Here is a 14,719-nt window from a genome sequence, read left to right as displayed (position 1 = left end):
CATAAATCCAGCATTATTGTGATTAATTCCAACAGATTACTCTGACTTTAATCAACCGTAGCAGCGCTCATTTATTAAACGATAAACGCAATTCAGGCACGCTACCGCCCTTGGCTGTCGCTGCCAATACCGCTGTCATCATTCATATTGCTCTGCACGGGGCGTCGTATTGGCGCTTAATGCATCAGTTATCGGACGAGATCACAATTCATAACATTTGACGTCGATGGGTCACGCGAATAACGACTTTGGCGCAGACTTTTGCAAACTCGTTGCTATACTAGTTATTACTGGCTTGTTTACAAGTAGGCCCCGCTATCCCTGTACTATTTTAGGAAAAAGACTACCAGCCATTAGTATTGGCGCCCTCCTCGTCGTGCAATCGAAGTGCAATCCTTTTTTCATAATTCAGATTAATGCTATATGGCCCTTAGGATAAATCGCATAAGCGACGCAGCAAGATATCATGCATTCAGCAATGCGTATCTGGTACTTCTGGTACAAACTCTCTGCGAATTTAATCAAATGATAATGTATGTAGTGAGAGATTAATTGCTGTTAATTTCAGTCGTCAGGCGATTTTCCGCCTGCCACGGCATTTGTAGCCAGCGTGACACTCCACTATCATCAGACAAAACTCAATTAATGACATTCAGGTGAATCAGTCATGCTGGAGGTACTTGCAGATCCGTCGCTGTGGGCAGGATTAGTGACGCTAATCGTTCTTGAACTGGTGTTGGGTATCGATAATCTGGTGTTCATCGCCATTCTGGTTGAGAAGCTCCCTGCGACACTGCGCGACCGTGCCAGGGTGATCGGCCTGCTGCTGGCGTTGCTGTGCCGTTTATTACTGCTGGCGTCGCTTTCCTGGCTGGTTACCCTGACCCAACCCTGGGTCACACTGGCGGGTCACGCCTTTAGTGCGCGCGATCTGTTGCTGCTGTCAGGCGGGATTTTCCTGCTGTTTAAGGCCACAACCGAGCTGAATAGCCGCCTTGAAGGGCACGATGATGAGGCAGGTCAACAAAAAGGCGGCGCTAAATTCTGGCCAGTGGTAGCGCAAATCGTGGTGCTGGATGCGATTTTCTCGCTGGATGCGGTGATTACCGCCGTCGGAATGGTCAATGATCTACCGGTAATGATGATTGCCGTCACCATTGCCATTTTGCTGATGCTGCTGGCCAGCAAACCCCTGACCCGATTTGTGAACAGCCATCCGACCATTGTGATTCTCTGCCTGAGCTTTTTATTGATGATCGGCTTCAGTCTGGTGGCGGAAGGCTTTGGCTTCGCGATTCCCAAAGGCTACCTCTATGCGGCGATCGGCTTCTCGGTGCTGATTGAGGCGCTGAACCAGCTGGCGCAGTTTAATCGCCGCCGGGTACTATCGGCTGGCAGGCCGTTACGTCAGCGTACCGCCGAAGCGGTGCTGCGTCTGCTGCGCGGCGAAGCGGAACCTGCAGAACTGGATGCGAAAACCTCTTCGCTGATTGCCGACAGTAACGCCACTATGCTGTTTAACCGCCAGGAACGGGTGATGATTGCTCGCGTTCTGGGATTGGGCCAGCGTCACGTTAACAGTATTATGACTTCACGCCATGATGTCGAGCATATCGATCTCAGTGACGATCCGGCGGAGATCATGGCGCGTCTCGACCGTAATCAACACACCCGTATTCTGATCACCGACCACTCCAGCGAGCCGCTGGGTGTAGTGCACGTTATCGACCTGCTGCACCAGTCGCTGCATCATCATTCGCTGGATTTGCGGGCGCTGATTCGCCAGCCGCTGGTATTCCCTGAACGCTTAACGCTATTGCAGGCGCTGGAACAGTTTCGCCAGGCCCATACCCATTTTGCCTTTGTCGTCGATGAGTTTGGTTCGGTTGAAGGCGTGGTCACGCTGAGCGATGTGATGGAAACCATCGCCGGTAACCTGCCGAATGAAGCGGGCGAGATTGATGCCCGTTACGATATTCAGATCCAGGGCGAGCACCACTGGGTCGCTAATGGCCATATGCCGCTGGATGATCTGGCGCTGTATGTGAAACTGCCGCTGGAAGAGCAGCGTGATTATCATACGCTGGCGGGATTACTGATGGATCGGCTGCAGCATATTCCACAGGAGGGTGAAGAGGTGCGGATTGGTGATTATCTGTTACGGACGCTGCAGGTCGATAATCACCGGGTGCAGAAAGTTGAGATTCTGCAACAGCCGGCGATGGATTATGAGGTGTAATCCGCTGCGCCCGTTACGGGCGCAGCAGTTTCTGCATATTCTGTTTATTTTCGCCATCCTGCTGACGATCGATCCACTTATCTAACCGTGATTTTGCCTCATTTTGCAGCCGTTCCCGCAACACCTCATCCACCGGTAATGAATATTGCAAATCGTTCCAGCTGCCATACATCCGTAGCGGGATCGGTTGATCGGAGAGCGCAGCCACCAGCTCTTCATCGCCTTGCCAGCCGCTGATTTTCAGTCCCAGCGTCACGTCGAGCTGCTGCTGTACCATATTCACTTTGCCGTCGCCCTGCAGCGCCAGACGCTGCCCGTTACCGCTGAGCTGACTGAAACTGAGTTCGCCGCGGTTCAGCGCCACGCGACCGCTGATCTGATCGATGCCCTGATCCGGCTGGTCCTCGCTGCTGACGCGATTACTGACCCGCGCCACGGCCCGGCGCACCATTTGTTGCAGATTGATTTGCGCCAGCCGCAGATGCGTGGCGCTGATTGCCGCCCTGCCCTGCCAGCTGCGCTTCGCCTCGTTTACGCTCAGCGTGTCACCGGCCAGATTACCGCTCAGACTCACCGTGCCCTGCAGGCTTTCCGGCAGTTCAAAGGCTTTCAGCAGCGGCTGAATAGCAATCTCACTGAGCTGGGGTTGCAGGCTGACGTGGGTCTGTGGCTGGCGGATGTCGATGCTGCCCGGAATCGAAAAGCTCCCCTGCCCCAGCTTGCCTTTCAGAGTGTGAAGCGTCACTAAGCCGCGCTGGTTGGTGGCGTCGATCGTCAGGCCGGTCAGCGGCAGTCCGCGCCATACCGCATTCTCAGCCTGCACCTTCACTGCCAGATCGAGCGTATTGAGCGGGGAGTCGGCGTTACTTTTTTCACGTGGCTGAGCAATCACTGGCGAACGGGCTACCATTGCCCGCTGCGCGCCTGGCGTGGCCGTAACCGGGGAATCGGCCAGTAAATTATCCAGATTCAGGGTGCTGGCGTTGAGCGTCAGTGCCAGCCGCTGCGGCAGTGCCAGCCGGCCCTCAGCCTGACCGGTCAGGGCGCTGTCATTGGCGGTCAATTGAAGATGGTTCAGAGCGAACTGCTGGTTGTCATCATTCCAGTCGGCCTGCAGGCTCAGCGTGCCTTTTATCCCCTGCGCCGGCATATCAGCGCCGGATACGCTGTAATCGAGCTGCGTTATCTGGCCCGAGAGGCGATGCGGATAGTGCGCGGCATCCAGCTGACCTTTGAGGTTTACCACGGCGGTGCGCTGATTGCGCGTCAGGCTGGTGCTCAGCGTCAGCTGGGCCTGCTTACGCGCATCCTGCTCCAGATTAAGATTGAAATCGCGGAAATTATATTCGTCGCCCCCCGGCTCTTGCCAGATCAGCAGACTGTCGGCCACCCGCAGCTGGCCGATATCAAATGACCAGCCGGTTGCAGGCGAAGAAGGTTCCGCATCACGCGGTCCCTGCGGCGCGTTTTTTGCCGGTTGCGCCGCGCTGTCGGGCGTGACCCGCACCACGGCATTTTTCAGCATCACCTGGCTGACGCTGAGCTGATGCGACAACAACGGCCAGAGCTCGACATCCAGCCGCATATTGTCAGCCGTCACCATCGGCTGGCTGGCACCAGGCGCGGTCAGGCTCATGCGGCCGGCAAGAATGCTCAGCTGCGGCCAGACGTGCCAGCGCAGATCGCCGCTGACCTGAAGCTGATAACCACTGCGTTGTTCAACCTGTTGCACCATATAGGCGCGAAAGTCGTTGGGATTTACCAGCAGCACCAGTGCGGTCATTCCCGCTACGACCACCACTAACAGGATGGCCAGCGTGGTTATCACTCTCTTCATTACATCCTCAGTAAATCAGTCTTTATCAATACGGCTGGCGTCAGCGCCCTGCTGACCACGGTATTTTGCATCTTCACGCCGATTATAGGGACGGGCTGCCGGGCCGGAAAGAGGCTCGAAACTCAGCGCGCCGATTAACATGCCGGGACGCAGAGCCAGCGGCAATTTACCGGAGTTGTAGAACTCCAGCACGATGCGCCCCTGCCAGCCGGGATCGATGCGGTGCGCCGTCACGTGCACCATCAGGCCGAGCCGCGCCAGCGAGGAGCGTCCATCCAGCCAGCCGACCAGATCGTCGGGCAGCGTCACCGACTCCAGCGTCACCGCCAGCGCCAGTTCACCAGGATGCAGGAAAAAGGCTTCACCATCCGGCAGCACGATTTCATCGCTCATCACCCGATCCAGCGCCGCGCTCACTTCATGTTTTGGCCCACTCAGATCGATATAAGCTGCGGTGTGACCGCTAAAGGTGCGGAACTGATTGCCCAGCCGCACATCGACCGTGGCACCATTAATCCGCTCAACGGGCGGACGCGGCTCAATGGCCAGCTTGCCATTATCCAGCCAGGCTTCAATATCGCGGTCGCATAATCTCATTGCGCTAACTCCATGACGTAAGTGTAGCGAACAGGCGTCAGACTGCGTGCCGCCGGTTCGCGTCCTATCCGGACAGATGTGAATTATTCAAAGAACTGATTAATCTTGGCTTTCAGGATATCGATGGCAATACGGTTTTTCCCGCCGCGCGGCACAATGATATCGGCGTACTGTTTTGACGGCTCGATAAACTGCAGGAACATCGGGCGAACCGTTTTCTGATACTGGCTCATCACCGAATCCATCGAACGGCCACGCTCATTGACGTCACGCTTCATGCGACGCATCAGGCAGATATCGAGTGGGGTATCGACGAAAATCGAAAAATTCAGTTCCTGGCGCAGGCGCGCGTCGGTCAGCAGCAGAATGCCTTCAAGGATAATCACCTTTTTTGGCTTCAGGTGCAGCGTTTCTGCGGTGCGGGTGTGTTCCACATAACTGTAGACCGGCAGTTCAATGTCCTGTCCGGCTTTTACCGCCTGCAAATGCTGCAACAGCAAATCATGATCCATCGCACTCGGATGGTCATAATTGGTTTTAACCCTCTCTTCCATGGTGAGGTGACTTTGATCTTTGTAATAAGCATCTTCCGGGATGACCCCGATATGCTCGTCACCTACCTGATCACGGATTTCACGATAGAGCGTGCTGGCAATTAAACTTTTACCGGATGCGGAAGCACCGGCAATGCCTACAATCACGCACTGATGAGACTTGTCAGTCATACTTTTTTAAGACCTGATAACTGGAGCCTGCCACTGGTCACGCATTACGCATCCAGATGACGGGCCGAAATGGAGAGGGTGTGTTCGCGCTAAGTATAGGGATTTCGGCGTTTTGATGCCAGAGAAATGGCGTCCGTGACTTTTCAGACTTTCTCCTTTGGACGCCACTCATTTCACCGATAAACTAAGGGCAGACTGTAATACAGATAAAACCGCCGGTGCGCTGAACGCGTGGCTGCCCGGTGCGACCGAACGATCCTATCAGGAGTTGTATGCTCTGGAAGACCTTGACCTATTTTGGCGACAGCATGCTGTTGATTCCAACAGCGGTAATTATTGCGCTGATTTTGCCGTGGAAAAGCGATAACCGCCGCACGGTGCTCTACTGGGTCGTCGCTTTTGGCCTGGCCGGACTGCTGGTGAGCCTGTCAAAAATTTTGTTTCTCGGCTTTGGTATTGGCAGTGCGCGCTTTAATTTTACCGGCTTCAGCGGTCACAGCGCGATGTCTGCGACGCTCTGGCCGGTGATGCTGTGGCTGATTTCAGGCCGCTGGTCCGCCTTATGGCGCGGCTTCGCTATTGGCGTTGGCTATATGATCCCGCTGATGGTGGGCTTCTCTCGCCTGGTGATCCATGCGCACTCAAAAAGTGAAGTGGCGACCGGCCTGCTGCTGGGTTTCAGCCTGAGTACGGCGTTCCTGATTTCTCAGCGGCGTACCGCACTTAAAGGGTTCAGCTGGCCCCAGGTGGGTGCCGCGCTGTTAGTGCCATTTGTGCTGTTAAGTCATGGTCGGGTCGCGACAACCCAGCAGTTCCTCGAACGTTTCTCCGCCAGCCTGGCCGGCATGGAAAAGCCCTATACCCGCGCCGATCTTTTCCGCCAGTAATCAAAGGTTAACTTTCTGTGCCCGTCAATTCGCCGAATAACGGGCAACTTTGATTTCGCCCCTTTTTTCTTTACTGAATGTGCTAGCATGCTGAAAGAGAATGACTGGTGCATATTTCGCCGTTGCGAATGCGTGCGCCCTGCCGGACGTCTGCATGACCATTGAGATCCCCGCCCTGCAAAACCGACCGCAAAAGCACGGTTTGCCCGCGCTTCTGCTCGGCTGCTCGGTGTTTTTTCTGACGCTATTCTGCCTCGAACTGATTGTGGTCAGCGGTAAAATTTCGCCGTTATGGTTTCCGACCGCCGCGATGACGGTGGTGGTCTTTCGCTGTCCGCCGCGTCAGCTTCCGCTCTATCTGACCGCCTGTGTCATTGGCACTGCCTGTGCCAATGCCTTAATCATCGGACCGGCGCTGTCGAATATCAAATTCGCCCTGCTCAACCTGGTGCAGGCAGGCTTCGGCGGGATACTGCTGCGGGGGGTTGCTCGATCGGCGCGCACCGCTCAGTTCGCTGCATGACTGGGCGCGGCTGGTGCTGTCGGTTGGGGTATTGACCCCGGTGCTCGGCGGGTTGATGGCGCTGTGGGTGCTGCAGGTCAGTGGTCACGCCTCGTTCCCCTTCTTTTATACCTGGGTGATCTCCGAAATTATCGGGATGCTGGTGCTGGGCCCGATGTTGCTGCTGCTGCCGTGGCCGCTGCGCCGCAGCCAGATTCACGATCAGCACCTGACCGAATTTTTCCTGACATTAGCGGTCACGCTGATTGCCAGTTACCTGGCCCTGCGCTTTCTGCCGTGGCCTTTCACCTTTGTGGTGGTGATTCTGTTCTGGTGCGCCGTCCGGCTGCCTAAACTGCAGGCTTTTGTGCTGTTCTTCATTAATGCCAGTTTTATGTCGATTCTGCTGGCGTTTAGCCTGGTCAGCGTGGTGAACAATAACAGTGCGCTGGGGCCGGTCTCCAGCTGGCTGCCGTTCCTGCTGGTGCTGATCCCCAGCCATATCATGTCGCTGGTGATGGATGCATTTCGGCGTGAGAAAAATCACATCAGCGAGAGCGAAACCCGTTTTCGTCACGCCATGGAGTACTCGGCGATTGGCATGGCGCTGGTGTCACCGCAAGGCAGCTGGCTGCAGGTCAACTATTCGCTCTGCCAGACGCTGGGCTACCCGGAAGAGGAACTGAGACGGCTCACCTTTCAGCAGATTACCCATCCTGATGATCTCAGCAACGATCTGCAGCAGCTGAATAAACTGCTGAGCGGCGAGATTTACACCTACACGCTGGAAAAACGTTACTTCCGCAAAGACGGTGAGATTGTCTGGACCCGGCTGACGGTATCGCTGGTCCGTGATACCGACAACGTGCCGCTCTACCTGATTGCCCAGATCATCGATATCTCCGAACTGAAACAGAGTGAACAGGTCAACCGGCGGCTGATGGAGCGGATCACACTGGCCAATGAGGCGGGCGGAATCGGCGTGTGGGAATGGAACCTGCTGACCGGCGAGATGTTATGGGACAAACGGATGTATGCACTGTTTGGCCTGGCGCCTCACGAGTCGCCCAGTTACGATTTGTGGGTCCATCTGCTGCATCCCGGCGATCGGGAACATGTCGCCCTGACGATACAGCAGGCGATCGAACTGCGCAGCGCTTTCCATATGGAGTACCGCGTGGTTAACGCTGAGGGTCAGCGCTGGATACGCACTCAGGCCAACCGCATTCTCAGTAAAGAGGGACGGATTGAGCGGATGCTGGGCATTTGCCAGGATATCACCCCGTTACGCAATCTGAACGAAGCACTGTTTCAGGAGAAAGAGCGTATGGCGATCACGCTTGGCTCCATTGGTGAGGCCGTCATCAGCACCAATCAGGCGATGCAGGTGACCTTTATGAATCCGGTGGCAGAAAAGATGAGCGGCTGCACGCAGGAACAGGCGGCGGGTAAACCCCTCAGCGAACTGCTGCACATCACGCAGGGCCGCAACGGGCCTGAAGAGGAAAACCGGCTGCTGTGTCAGTTGCCACGCGATAAAATCACGCCCGATCTGGCCGAGGATCTGGTGCTGCATACGCCGGATGGCCGGCATATCGACATTCACTACAGCATCACCCCGCTGCGTTCAGAAGCGGGGCTGGAACAGGGCGCGGTGATGGTCATTCAGGATGTCAGTGAGTCGCGCAAACTGATGAAGCGGCTGAGCTACAGTGCGCTGCACGACACCCTGACCGGTTTGCCTAACCGCGCCAGCTTCGAGCATCAGCTAAAACGCCTGCTGTACGATGCGGCGGAACATCAGCATCAGCACGTGCTGGTGTTTATCGATCTTGATAAGTTTAAAGCGGTCAACGACAGCGCTGGTCACGCAGCGGGCGATGCACTGTTACGCGAACTGTCAGACCTGATGCAGCATCACCTGCGCAGCAGTGACTTCCTGGCGCGGTTGGGTGGTGATGAGTTTGCCTTGCTGATGCCTGACTGTCAGGTTGAGCAGGCGCACGAGGTGATTCAGCGCATTGTGACCACAGTTAACGATTACCGTTTTCAGTGGCTGGGGCGTCTCTATCAGGTGGGAGCCAGCGCCGGTGTGACCCAGATTTCGCCGGAGAACTGCCAGAGCAGCGATGTGCTGTCGCAGGCCGATATCGCCTGTTATAACGCCAAGCGCAGCGGGCGTGGCCGTTACATGGTCTATGAGCAGCACCGGATGCCGCTGGCGGGTAATCATCAGGGGCTGGACGCCGCGATGATCGATTCCCTGCAGATTGAACTGCCCGCCTGGGCTGTTGCCCCGCCGAAAACGCCGCAGTCCGCTTTTCTCTGGCTTCTCGACGTGCAGCTTTTAACACCCGATGGTCTGCTGGTGGATGAAACCCTGCTGCGCAATAACCTGCCCGACGAAGCGCTGCGGCGGCAGCTGGACAATAAAATTCTTAATGCCTTTTTCCAGCACGACGTGCAGGCGCTGAATGAAAAAGGCATCCCGGTGATCCTGCCGCTGAGTGTTCAGGCACTCAGCGATGCGGATTTTGTCCGGCAGCTTTGTCGCCGCTTTATCGCGGCGGGCCTGACCGACAGCCGCTGTGGCTTCGCCTTCCAGACCGCCAGCGTGTTGAGTCAGAGCGATCAGCTGCACAGCGCCCTGCTGCAACTGCGTCAGTGCGGCTGCCGCATCGTGTTACAGCAATTTGGGCGTAATCTTGACGCCTTTAATCAGCTCAGCGATGAGCTGGTCGATTGTCTGGTACTGGCACCTGAACTGGTGACTAATGTGCACAATAATCTGATGGATGAGATGTTGCTAACCCTCATTCAGGGCCAGGCAGCGCAGCGCAATATCGCCCTGCTTGCCGGTCCGGTGTCGGTGCCGGCGGTGCTGACCGCACTTGCCGGCCTGGACGTAGACGGCGTCTGGGGCAGCGCAGTGGCCGACCGTCAGCCGCTGAGCATACTGGCCGAGGCGCGCTTTTTTGCCATCCGTTAAATCCGCCGCTGAGCGCTTGCTACCCTGTTAAAGCTGCGTTAAAGTCGCCCCCTTTTTTCCGGCATGGGGGCGAAAATGTTCATAGGATTCGATTACGGCACGGCTAACTGTTCGATAGCCGTCAGTGAAAATGGCGCGCCGCGTCTGTTAACGCTGGAAAACGGCCAGCGCCTGCTGCCGTCGATGATCTGTGCGCCGACCCGTGAGTCCGTCAGTGAATGGCTCTACCGCCATCATCAGGTGGCGACGCCCGACAGTGAAACCACCGCCCTGCTGCAACGCGCGCTGCGCTTCAACCGCGAAGAAGATATCGACGTGCTGCCCAACAGCGTGCAGTTTGGGCTGACCGCCCTGCAGCACTACATGGTCGATCCGGAAGATGTCTGGTTCGTGAAATCCCCTAAATCCTTTCTCGGTGCCAGCGGCCTGAAGCCGCAGCAGATCGCCCTGTTTGAAGATCTGGTCTGCGCCATGATGCTGCACATCCGTCAGCAGGGCGAAAGCCAGCTGGATCAGCCTATCGATCAGGCGGTGATTGGCCGCCCGATTAACTTCCAGGGCTTAGGCAGTGAAGAGGCCAACCAGCAGGCGCAGGGCATTTTGCTGCGTGCCGCACAGCGGGCCGGCTTCCGCGACGTGGAGTTTCAGTTCGAGCCGGTAGCGGCCGGTCTCGATTTTGAAGCCACCCTGCAGCAGGAAACCCGGGTGCTGGTGGTCGATATCGGCGGCGGGACCACCGACTGTTCGATGCTGTTGATGGGCCCGCAGTGGCGTGACAAAACCGATCGCCGCGAAAGCCTGCTGGGCCACAGTGGTTGCCGCGTTGGCGGTAACGATCTCGACATCATGCTGGCGTTTAAAACCCTGATGCCGCTGCTCGGCCTCGGTGGCAATACTCAGAAAGGCATCGCCCTGCCCGCCCTGCCGTGGTGGAATGCGGTGGCGATTAACGATGTTCCGGCCCAGAGCGAGTTTTATAGCGCCGCCTGCGGTAAGTTGCTGCGCGATTTGGTGCGCGACGCCGAGCAGAGCGACGTGGTGGCGCGCCTGCTGAAGGTGTGGCAGCAGAAACTGAGTTATCGTCTGGTTCGGGCGGCTGAAGAGAGCAAAATCGCCCTGTCAGACCGCACTGAGCATGCGGCGTCTCTCGACTTTATTGCCGGGTCGCTGCAGGCCGATATCAGCGTCAACCTGTTGCAGGAGGCGATTAATCAGCCGCTGGAGAAAATTCTTGAGCAGGTTCAGCTGGCACGGGCTACCAGTCAGATCAGGCCAGATGTGGTTTACCTGACCGGCGGCAGTGCGCGCTCGCCGCTGCTGCGTGCAGCACTGCAGCAGGCGCTACCCGATACCCCGATTGCCGGCGGCGATGATTTCGCCTCGGTGACCGCAGGACTGGCCCGCTGGGCGGAAGTAATGTTCCGTTAACCTTGATTTGCAATAAAAAAACGGCACCTGTGAGTGTCATGCCGATCAGTTAAGGTTAAATGTGCAAAGGCTGTCACGGTCAAACGTGGCAGCTTTTTTTGTGAGCAGGCGTGCAAGAGCGCGGGCCAGCGCATCTCTGCTGCTGCCGGGCCGTCCTCGCGCCGCTGCGCGGTACCTTCGGCTTTGCCGTCGTGCCGACGAACCGTTCGGGGATCGGCCTTCCCTGGCCTGCCCCGCACTCTCTACGCTTCCCGGCGTGGCGGATAGCCCTTTCAGCAGCAGAGGCGCTCAGGCCTCCACAATTGTGCCCTTTTTAATAACACGCACTGAAGTTTCAGAGCAGGCTGGGGTCGATCAGGGGCAGGCAATCCGCAGCGCTGAACATTAGCCAGGAGAGCCCGCAGGACGCGGGCGAAAGGCGGGGCGGCACAGGATGTGCCATCCCCGGCGGTCCGTCAGGCAGAGGAATGACGTGAAGGAACCGCGCAGCGGCGCGAGGACCGCCAGCCCCTGAGCGGCACCAGACTGCGTTATCACCTCCTGCTTAACTGACGAGCTACACCCGTGAATGCCGTTTTATTTGCGGATAACGACGAGCACGCTCAGGGAGCAATTTCAACGGCACTTCCCTGTGCCGTTTTAACTCAGGATCAGAACGCGATATTGGCGCTGATGCCACCGATAAACGCATCTTTGACTTCGCTGACCGCGCCAGGCGCCACCACATATTGCAGGTTCGGACGCAGTGACATCCAGTTAGTCACTTTCGCGTTGTAATAGACCTCGTAGTTATACTCCGAGCCATCCTGAATCGGCAGATAGGTCGGGCTGTCAAAACGGCTTTCGCCGTTGGCCTCATTCTGCTGACGCAGCGAACGGGTGTAGTCGCTGTTGACGTGAATGCGTGCCGCACCGACGCCAATTTCATCATCAGGACGTGCATCAAACGGCCCTTTCCAGGTAAAGGCGATCGACTGGTAGTTGTCGGTTTTTGAGGTTTTGTGATCGTTCATCACCGCCTGAACCCGTACGCCGAGACCGCGATTCACATCGCCATCCTGCGCCGTCAGCTGTTGCTGTAACAGCAGGTAGCCGCCGTAGGCGTGATCCTGGTCCTGATAGGCGCCATTGCGCCAGCTGCCATAGACATCGCCGTTGGCTGACGAGTAGTAATACCCGATGCGGTAGTTGCCCGGCAGCTTTTGCGCGCCCAGCGTCGGTTTCCAGCCCAGTTCAACCGGTACCAGGTTGCCTTCAGAGTTGCTGGTATCGAGACGGAAGCCATCGCCGCGATCGTAGTTTGCACGGTTCTGGTTATAGAACCCCACCTGGAAGAAAACCTCAGGGGTGATATTGAATTTAATGCGGCCGCCCCACTGAGAGACCGGCCAGTTAAACCAGCGGTCGCCACGCCAGTTACCCGCCTGACCGCTGCCCAGCGCCAGGTTCTGGAACAGGTTGCCGTCGAAGTTATCAAAGTCTTCACCGACCGTGACCCTGCCCGCTTTCAGATCGACCACATCGTTAAACAATCCTTTGCGCAACCAGAACTGAGTCAGACGCCAGGTCTGGCCGCGACCATAGACTTCCTGCACCGACGAGAGCATGCCGGTGCGCTTGTCAGCCACCTGCTCCGACAGGTTCTGCCCGTCACGGTTGGTGATGGTCATCTGAAATTCCGCATCCTGCCAGTCCAGCAGTTTTTCCAGATCGAAATTGGTGCCGAAGGACCACTGATCGCTGTAACGCATGGTGGTGTTGGTATCGGCGCCGCCGCCTAAGTTGGCCGCGCTTTCCATGGTGTAATTAACGTCAAATTTAATGCCGTCGTTCTGCAACTGCGTTCGGTAACCACCCCAGTCACCAAACATCCACTCTGAATCAGGGCTCAGCGCGTCAGCGGCCATCGCATGGCCGGTTAACATTGCCAGGATCAGGGTGCCGGTTGCCACACGGCGCAGCGGAAAACGCTGCTCTGCTTGTTTGTTTTTCATCATGCTTATTCTTATGTGAGTTACGGGGGAATGACCCGCAGAGAATAGTGCTGAGAAAAGTTCAATTTTTGTAAATACGTGCGCACGATTAGTCAACCTGGCAGTTTATTCGCGCAAGTGTGAGCTGGATCGCAGTGTGGTTACTCTTGCAGCAGCGGAGGCAAAACGGGGCGCAGCGGCCCCGTTCTGTTATCGACTGGCCTGTGACAGTTGCTCAATCTGTTCCGGCGTCAGGGTCAGCCGGGTTGCCCCGACCAGATCGTCAAGCTGGGCCAGTGAGGTGGCGCTGACTATCGGTGCGGTGATGCTGGGACGGGCGATTTGCCACGCCAGTGCCACCTGGGTCGGCGAAACCTGATGCGCTTCTGCGATCGCATCCAGCGCCGCCAGAATCTTCAGGCCGCGTGGGTTGAGGTATTTTTCCACCACGCCCTGGCCCCGCTGACTTTTGCTGGCATCCGCCGGCTGGCGGTATTTGCCGCTCAGGAAGCCGCTGGCGAGTGAGTAGTAGTTAATCACCCCCAGACCGTGATGCGTGACCACTGGCTCCAGTTCTGATTCGTAGGGCTGACGGTCGTAGAGGTTATATTCCGGCTGCAGGGTTTCATAACGCGCCAGTCCTTCCGTTTCGCTGATCTCCAGCGCCTGCTGCAGGCGGGCCGCACTGTAGTTGGAGGCACCGATTGCCCGCACTTTGCCCTCTTTGATCAGGCTGTCAAAAGCACTCAGGGTTTCGGCCAGCGGCGTGTCCTGATCGTCACGGTGCGCCTGGTAGAGATCAATATAATCGGTTTGCAGCCGACGCAATGAGTCTTCCACCGCCTGACGAATATATTGCGGTTTCAATCCGGTTTTCTCCGGCGAAAGTTCCATCCCGACCTTGGTGGCCAGAACGATACTGTCACGTTTGCCGCTTTTCTTCAGCCATTCACCGATGAGGGTTTCTGATTCTCCCCCTTTATTTCCCTGTGCCCAGCGTGAATAAACATCGGCGGTATCGATAAACCACAGCCCTTTTTCCACCAGCGCATCCAGCAGCGAAAACGAGGTGGGCCGATCCACGGTCCAGCCAAACACGTTGCCGCCGAACGTCAGTACCGGCACCGAAATGCCACTGTCGCCCAACTGTCGGGTTTCATTTTGACTCATCATCTGCTCCTTAGTGGTGTATCGAAACGGTCTGTCACTGAGCATAGCAAAGCGTATCAACGCCTTTATGACGATTGTGGTGTGATTAATGTCAGAAAAGGCATACTTACCCGGCCCTGACAGATATCCTTATTTCCTTCAACTTTTGCCCGTCAGAGGCGACTACAATCTGTCGTTTGCAGGCTACCCGTTTGATGCCTGCGCCTGGGACTACATCACTGCTGGAGAGCATGCAAAATAATGAGCACCCGACATCCTGTTATGAAAAAGATCCTGATTGTGCTGGTGGTGATTGCCGCTGCCGTCGGCGGATATTACTGGTGGCAGCACCCTGCCGCGCCGCAGACCGACCAGCAGAGTGGCGCACGCACG

At 56.8% G+C, this 14,719-nt stretch carries 8 protein-coding genes and 1 pseudogene; 4 read left to right on the top strand and 5 right to left on the bottom strand.

The features are described 5' to 3' along the window. Positions 1–667 precede the first annotated feature (667 nt). Positions 668–2,239, top strand: a complete 1,572-nt coding sequence (locus HA41_RS08035) for a TerC family protein (RefSeq protein WP_094120328.1) — start codon at positions 668–670, stop codon at positions 2,237–2,239. Between the two features lie 13 nt (positions 2,240–2,252). Here HA41_RS08035 and asmA read toward each other — a convergent pair whose 3' ends face one another. From asmA to udk, 3 genes are all read right to left on the bottom strand, one after another. Beyond that, complete coding sequence (asmA, locus tag HA41_RS08030; RefSeq protein WP_094120327.1) at positions 2,253–4,076, bottom strand: outer membrane assembly protein AsmA; 1,824 nt, start codon at positions 4,074–4,076, stop codon at positions 2,253–2,255. 15 nt (positions 4,077–4,091) lie between these two features. Further along, positions 4,092–4,673 (bottom strand): dCTP deaminase, encoded by a 582-nt coding sequence (dcd, locus tag HA41_RS08025; RefSeq protein WP_031375323.1) that lies wholly within the window; start codon positions 4,671–4,673, stop codon positions 4,092–4,094. An 83-nt stretch (positions 4,674–4,756) separates the two neighbouring features. After that, a complete protein-coding gene (gene udk / locus HA41_RS08020) occupies positions 4,757–5,398 on the bottom strand; it encodes a uridine kinase (protein ID WP_031375322.1) in 642 nt (213 codons plus the stop codon). A gap of 272 nt (positions 5,399–5,670) precedes the next feature. On the opposite strand from udk, the gene HA41_RS08015 reads away from it, so the two are divergent. The 3 genes and pseudogenes from HA41_RS08015 to yegD all read left to right on the top strand — a co-directional run bounded on the left by HA41_RS08015 (position 5,671) and on the right by yegD (position 11,204). Further along, positions 5,671–6,285, top strand: coding sequence for a phosphatase PAP2 family protein (locus tag HA41_RS08015; RefSeq protein ID WP_094120326.1), 615 nt, complete (start codon positions 5,671–5,673; stop codon positions 6,283–6,285). Positions 6,286–6,439: 154 nt separating this feature from the next. Beyond that, a pseudogene (locus HA41_RS08010) lies at positions 6,440–9,776 on the top strand (diguanylate cyclase). 75 nt (positions 9,777–9,851) lie between these two features. Continuing rightward, positions 9,852–11,204, top strand: coding sequence for a molecular chaperone (gene yegD, locus HA41_RS08005; RefSeq protein ID WP_094120325.1), 1,353 nt, complete (start codon positions 9,852–9,854; stop codon positions 11,202–11,204). Between the two features lie 650 nt (positions 11,205–11,854). Here yegD and HA41_RS07995 read toward each other — a convergent pair. After that, positions 11,855–13,198: a carbohydrate porin gene (locus HA41_RS07995; RefSeq protein WP_094120324.1), complete on the bottom strand. Its 1,344-nt coding sequence runs from the start codon at positions 13,196–13,198 to the stop codon at positions 11,855–11,857. Positions 13,199–13,387: 189 nt separating this feature from the next. After that, positions 13,388–14,347, bottom strand: a complete 960-nt coding sequence (locus tag HA41_RS07990) for an aldo/keto reductase (protein WP_094120323.1) — start codon at positions 14,345–14,347, stop codon at positions 13,388–13,390. Positions 14,348–14,719 lie beyond the last annotated feature (372 nt).

The sequence above is a fragment of the Pantoea conspicua genome, assembly GCF_002095315.1.
GTDB classification, from domain to species: Bacteria; Pseudomonadota; Gammaproteobacteria; order Enterobacterales; family Enterobacteriaceae; genus Pantoea; species Pantoea conspicua.
Note: the sequence above shows the minus strand (reverse complement) of the source record. Positions and strands in the feature narration are given on the sequence as shown.

Coding starts and splice junctions, on each gene's coding strand:
- HA41_RS08035 (WP_094120328.1), top strand. CDS start 668: ATGCTGGAGGTACTTGCAGATCCGTCGCTGTGGGCAGGATTAGTGACG.
- asmA (WP_094120327.1), bottom strand. CDS start 4,076: ATGAAGAGAGTGATAACCACGCTGGCCATCCTGTTAGTGGTGGTCGTA.
- dcd (WP_031375323.1), bottom strand. CDS start 4,673: ATGAGATTATGCGACCGCGATATTGAAGCCTGGCTGGATAATGGCAAG.
- udk (WP_031375322.1), bottom strand. CDS start 5,398: ATGACTGACAAGTCTCATCAGTGCGTGATTGTAGGCATTGCCGGTGCT.
- HA41_RS08015 (WP_094120326.1), top strand. CDS start 5,671: ATGCTCTGGAAGACCTTGACCTATTTTGGCGACAGCATGCTGTTGATT.
- yegD (WP_094120325.1), top strand. CDS start 9,852: ATGTTCATAGGATTCGATTACGGCACGGCTAACTGTTCGATAGCCGTC.
- HA41_RS07995 (WP_094120324.1), bottom strand. CDS start 13,198: ATGAAAAACAAACAAGCAGAGCAGCGTTTTCCGCTGCGCCGTGTGGCA.
- HA41_RS07990 (WP_094120323.1), bottom strand. CDS start 14,347: ATGAGTCAAAATGAAACCCGACAGTTGGGCGACAGTGGCATTTCGGTG.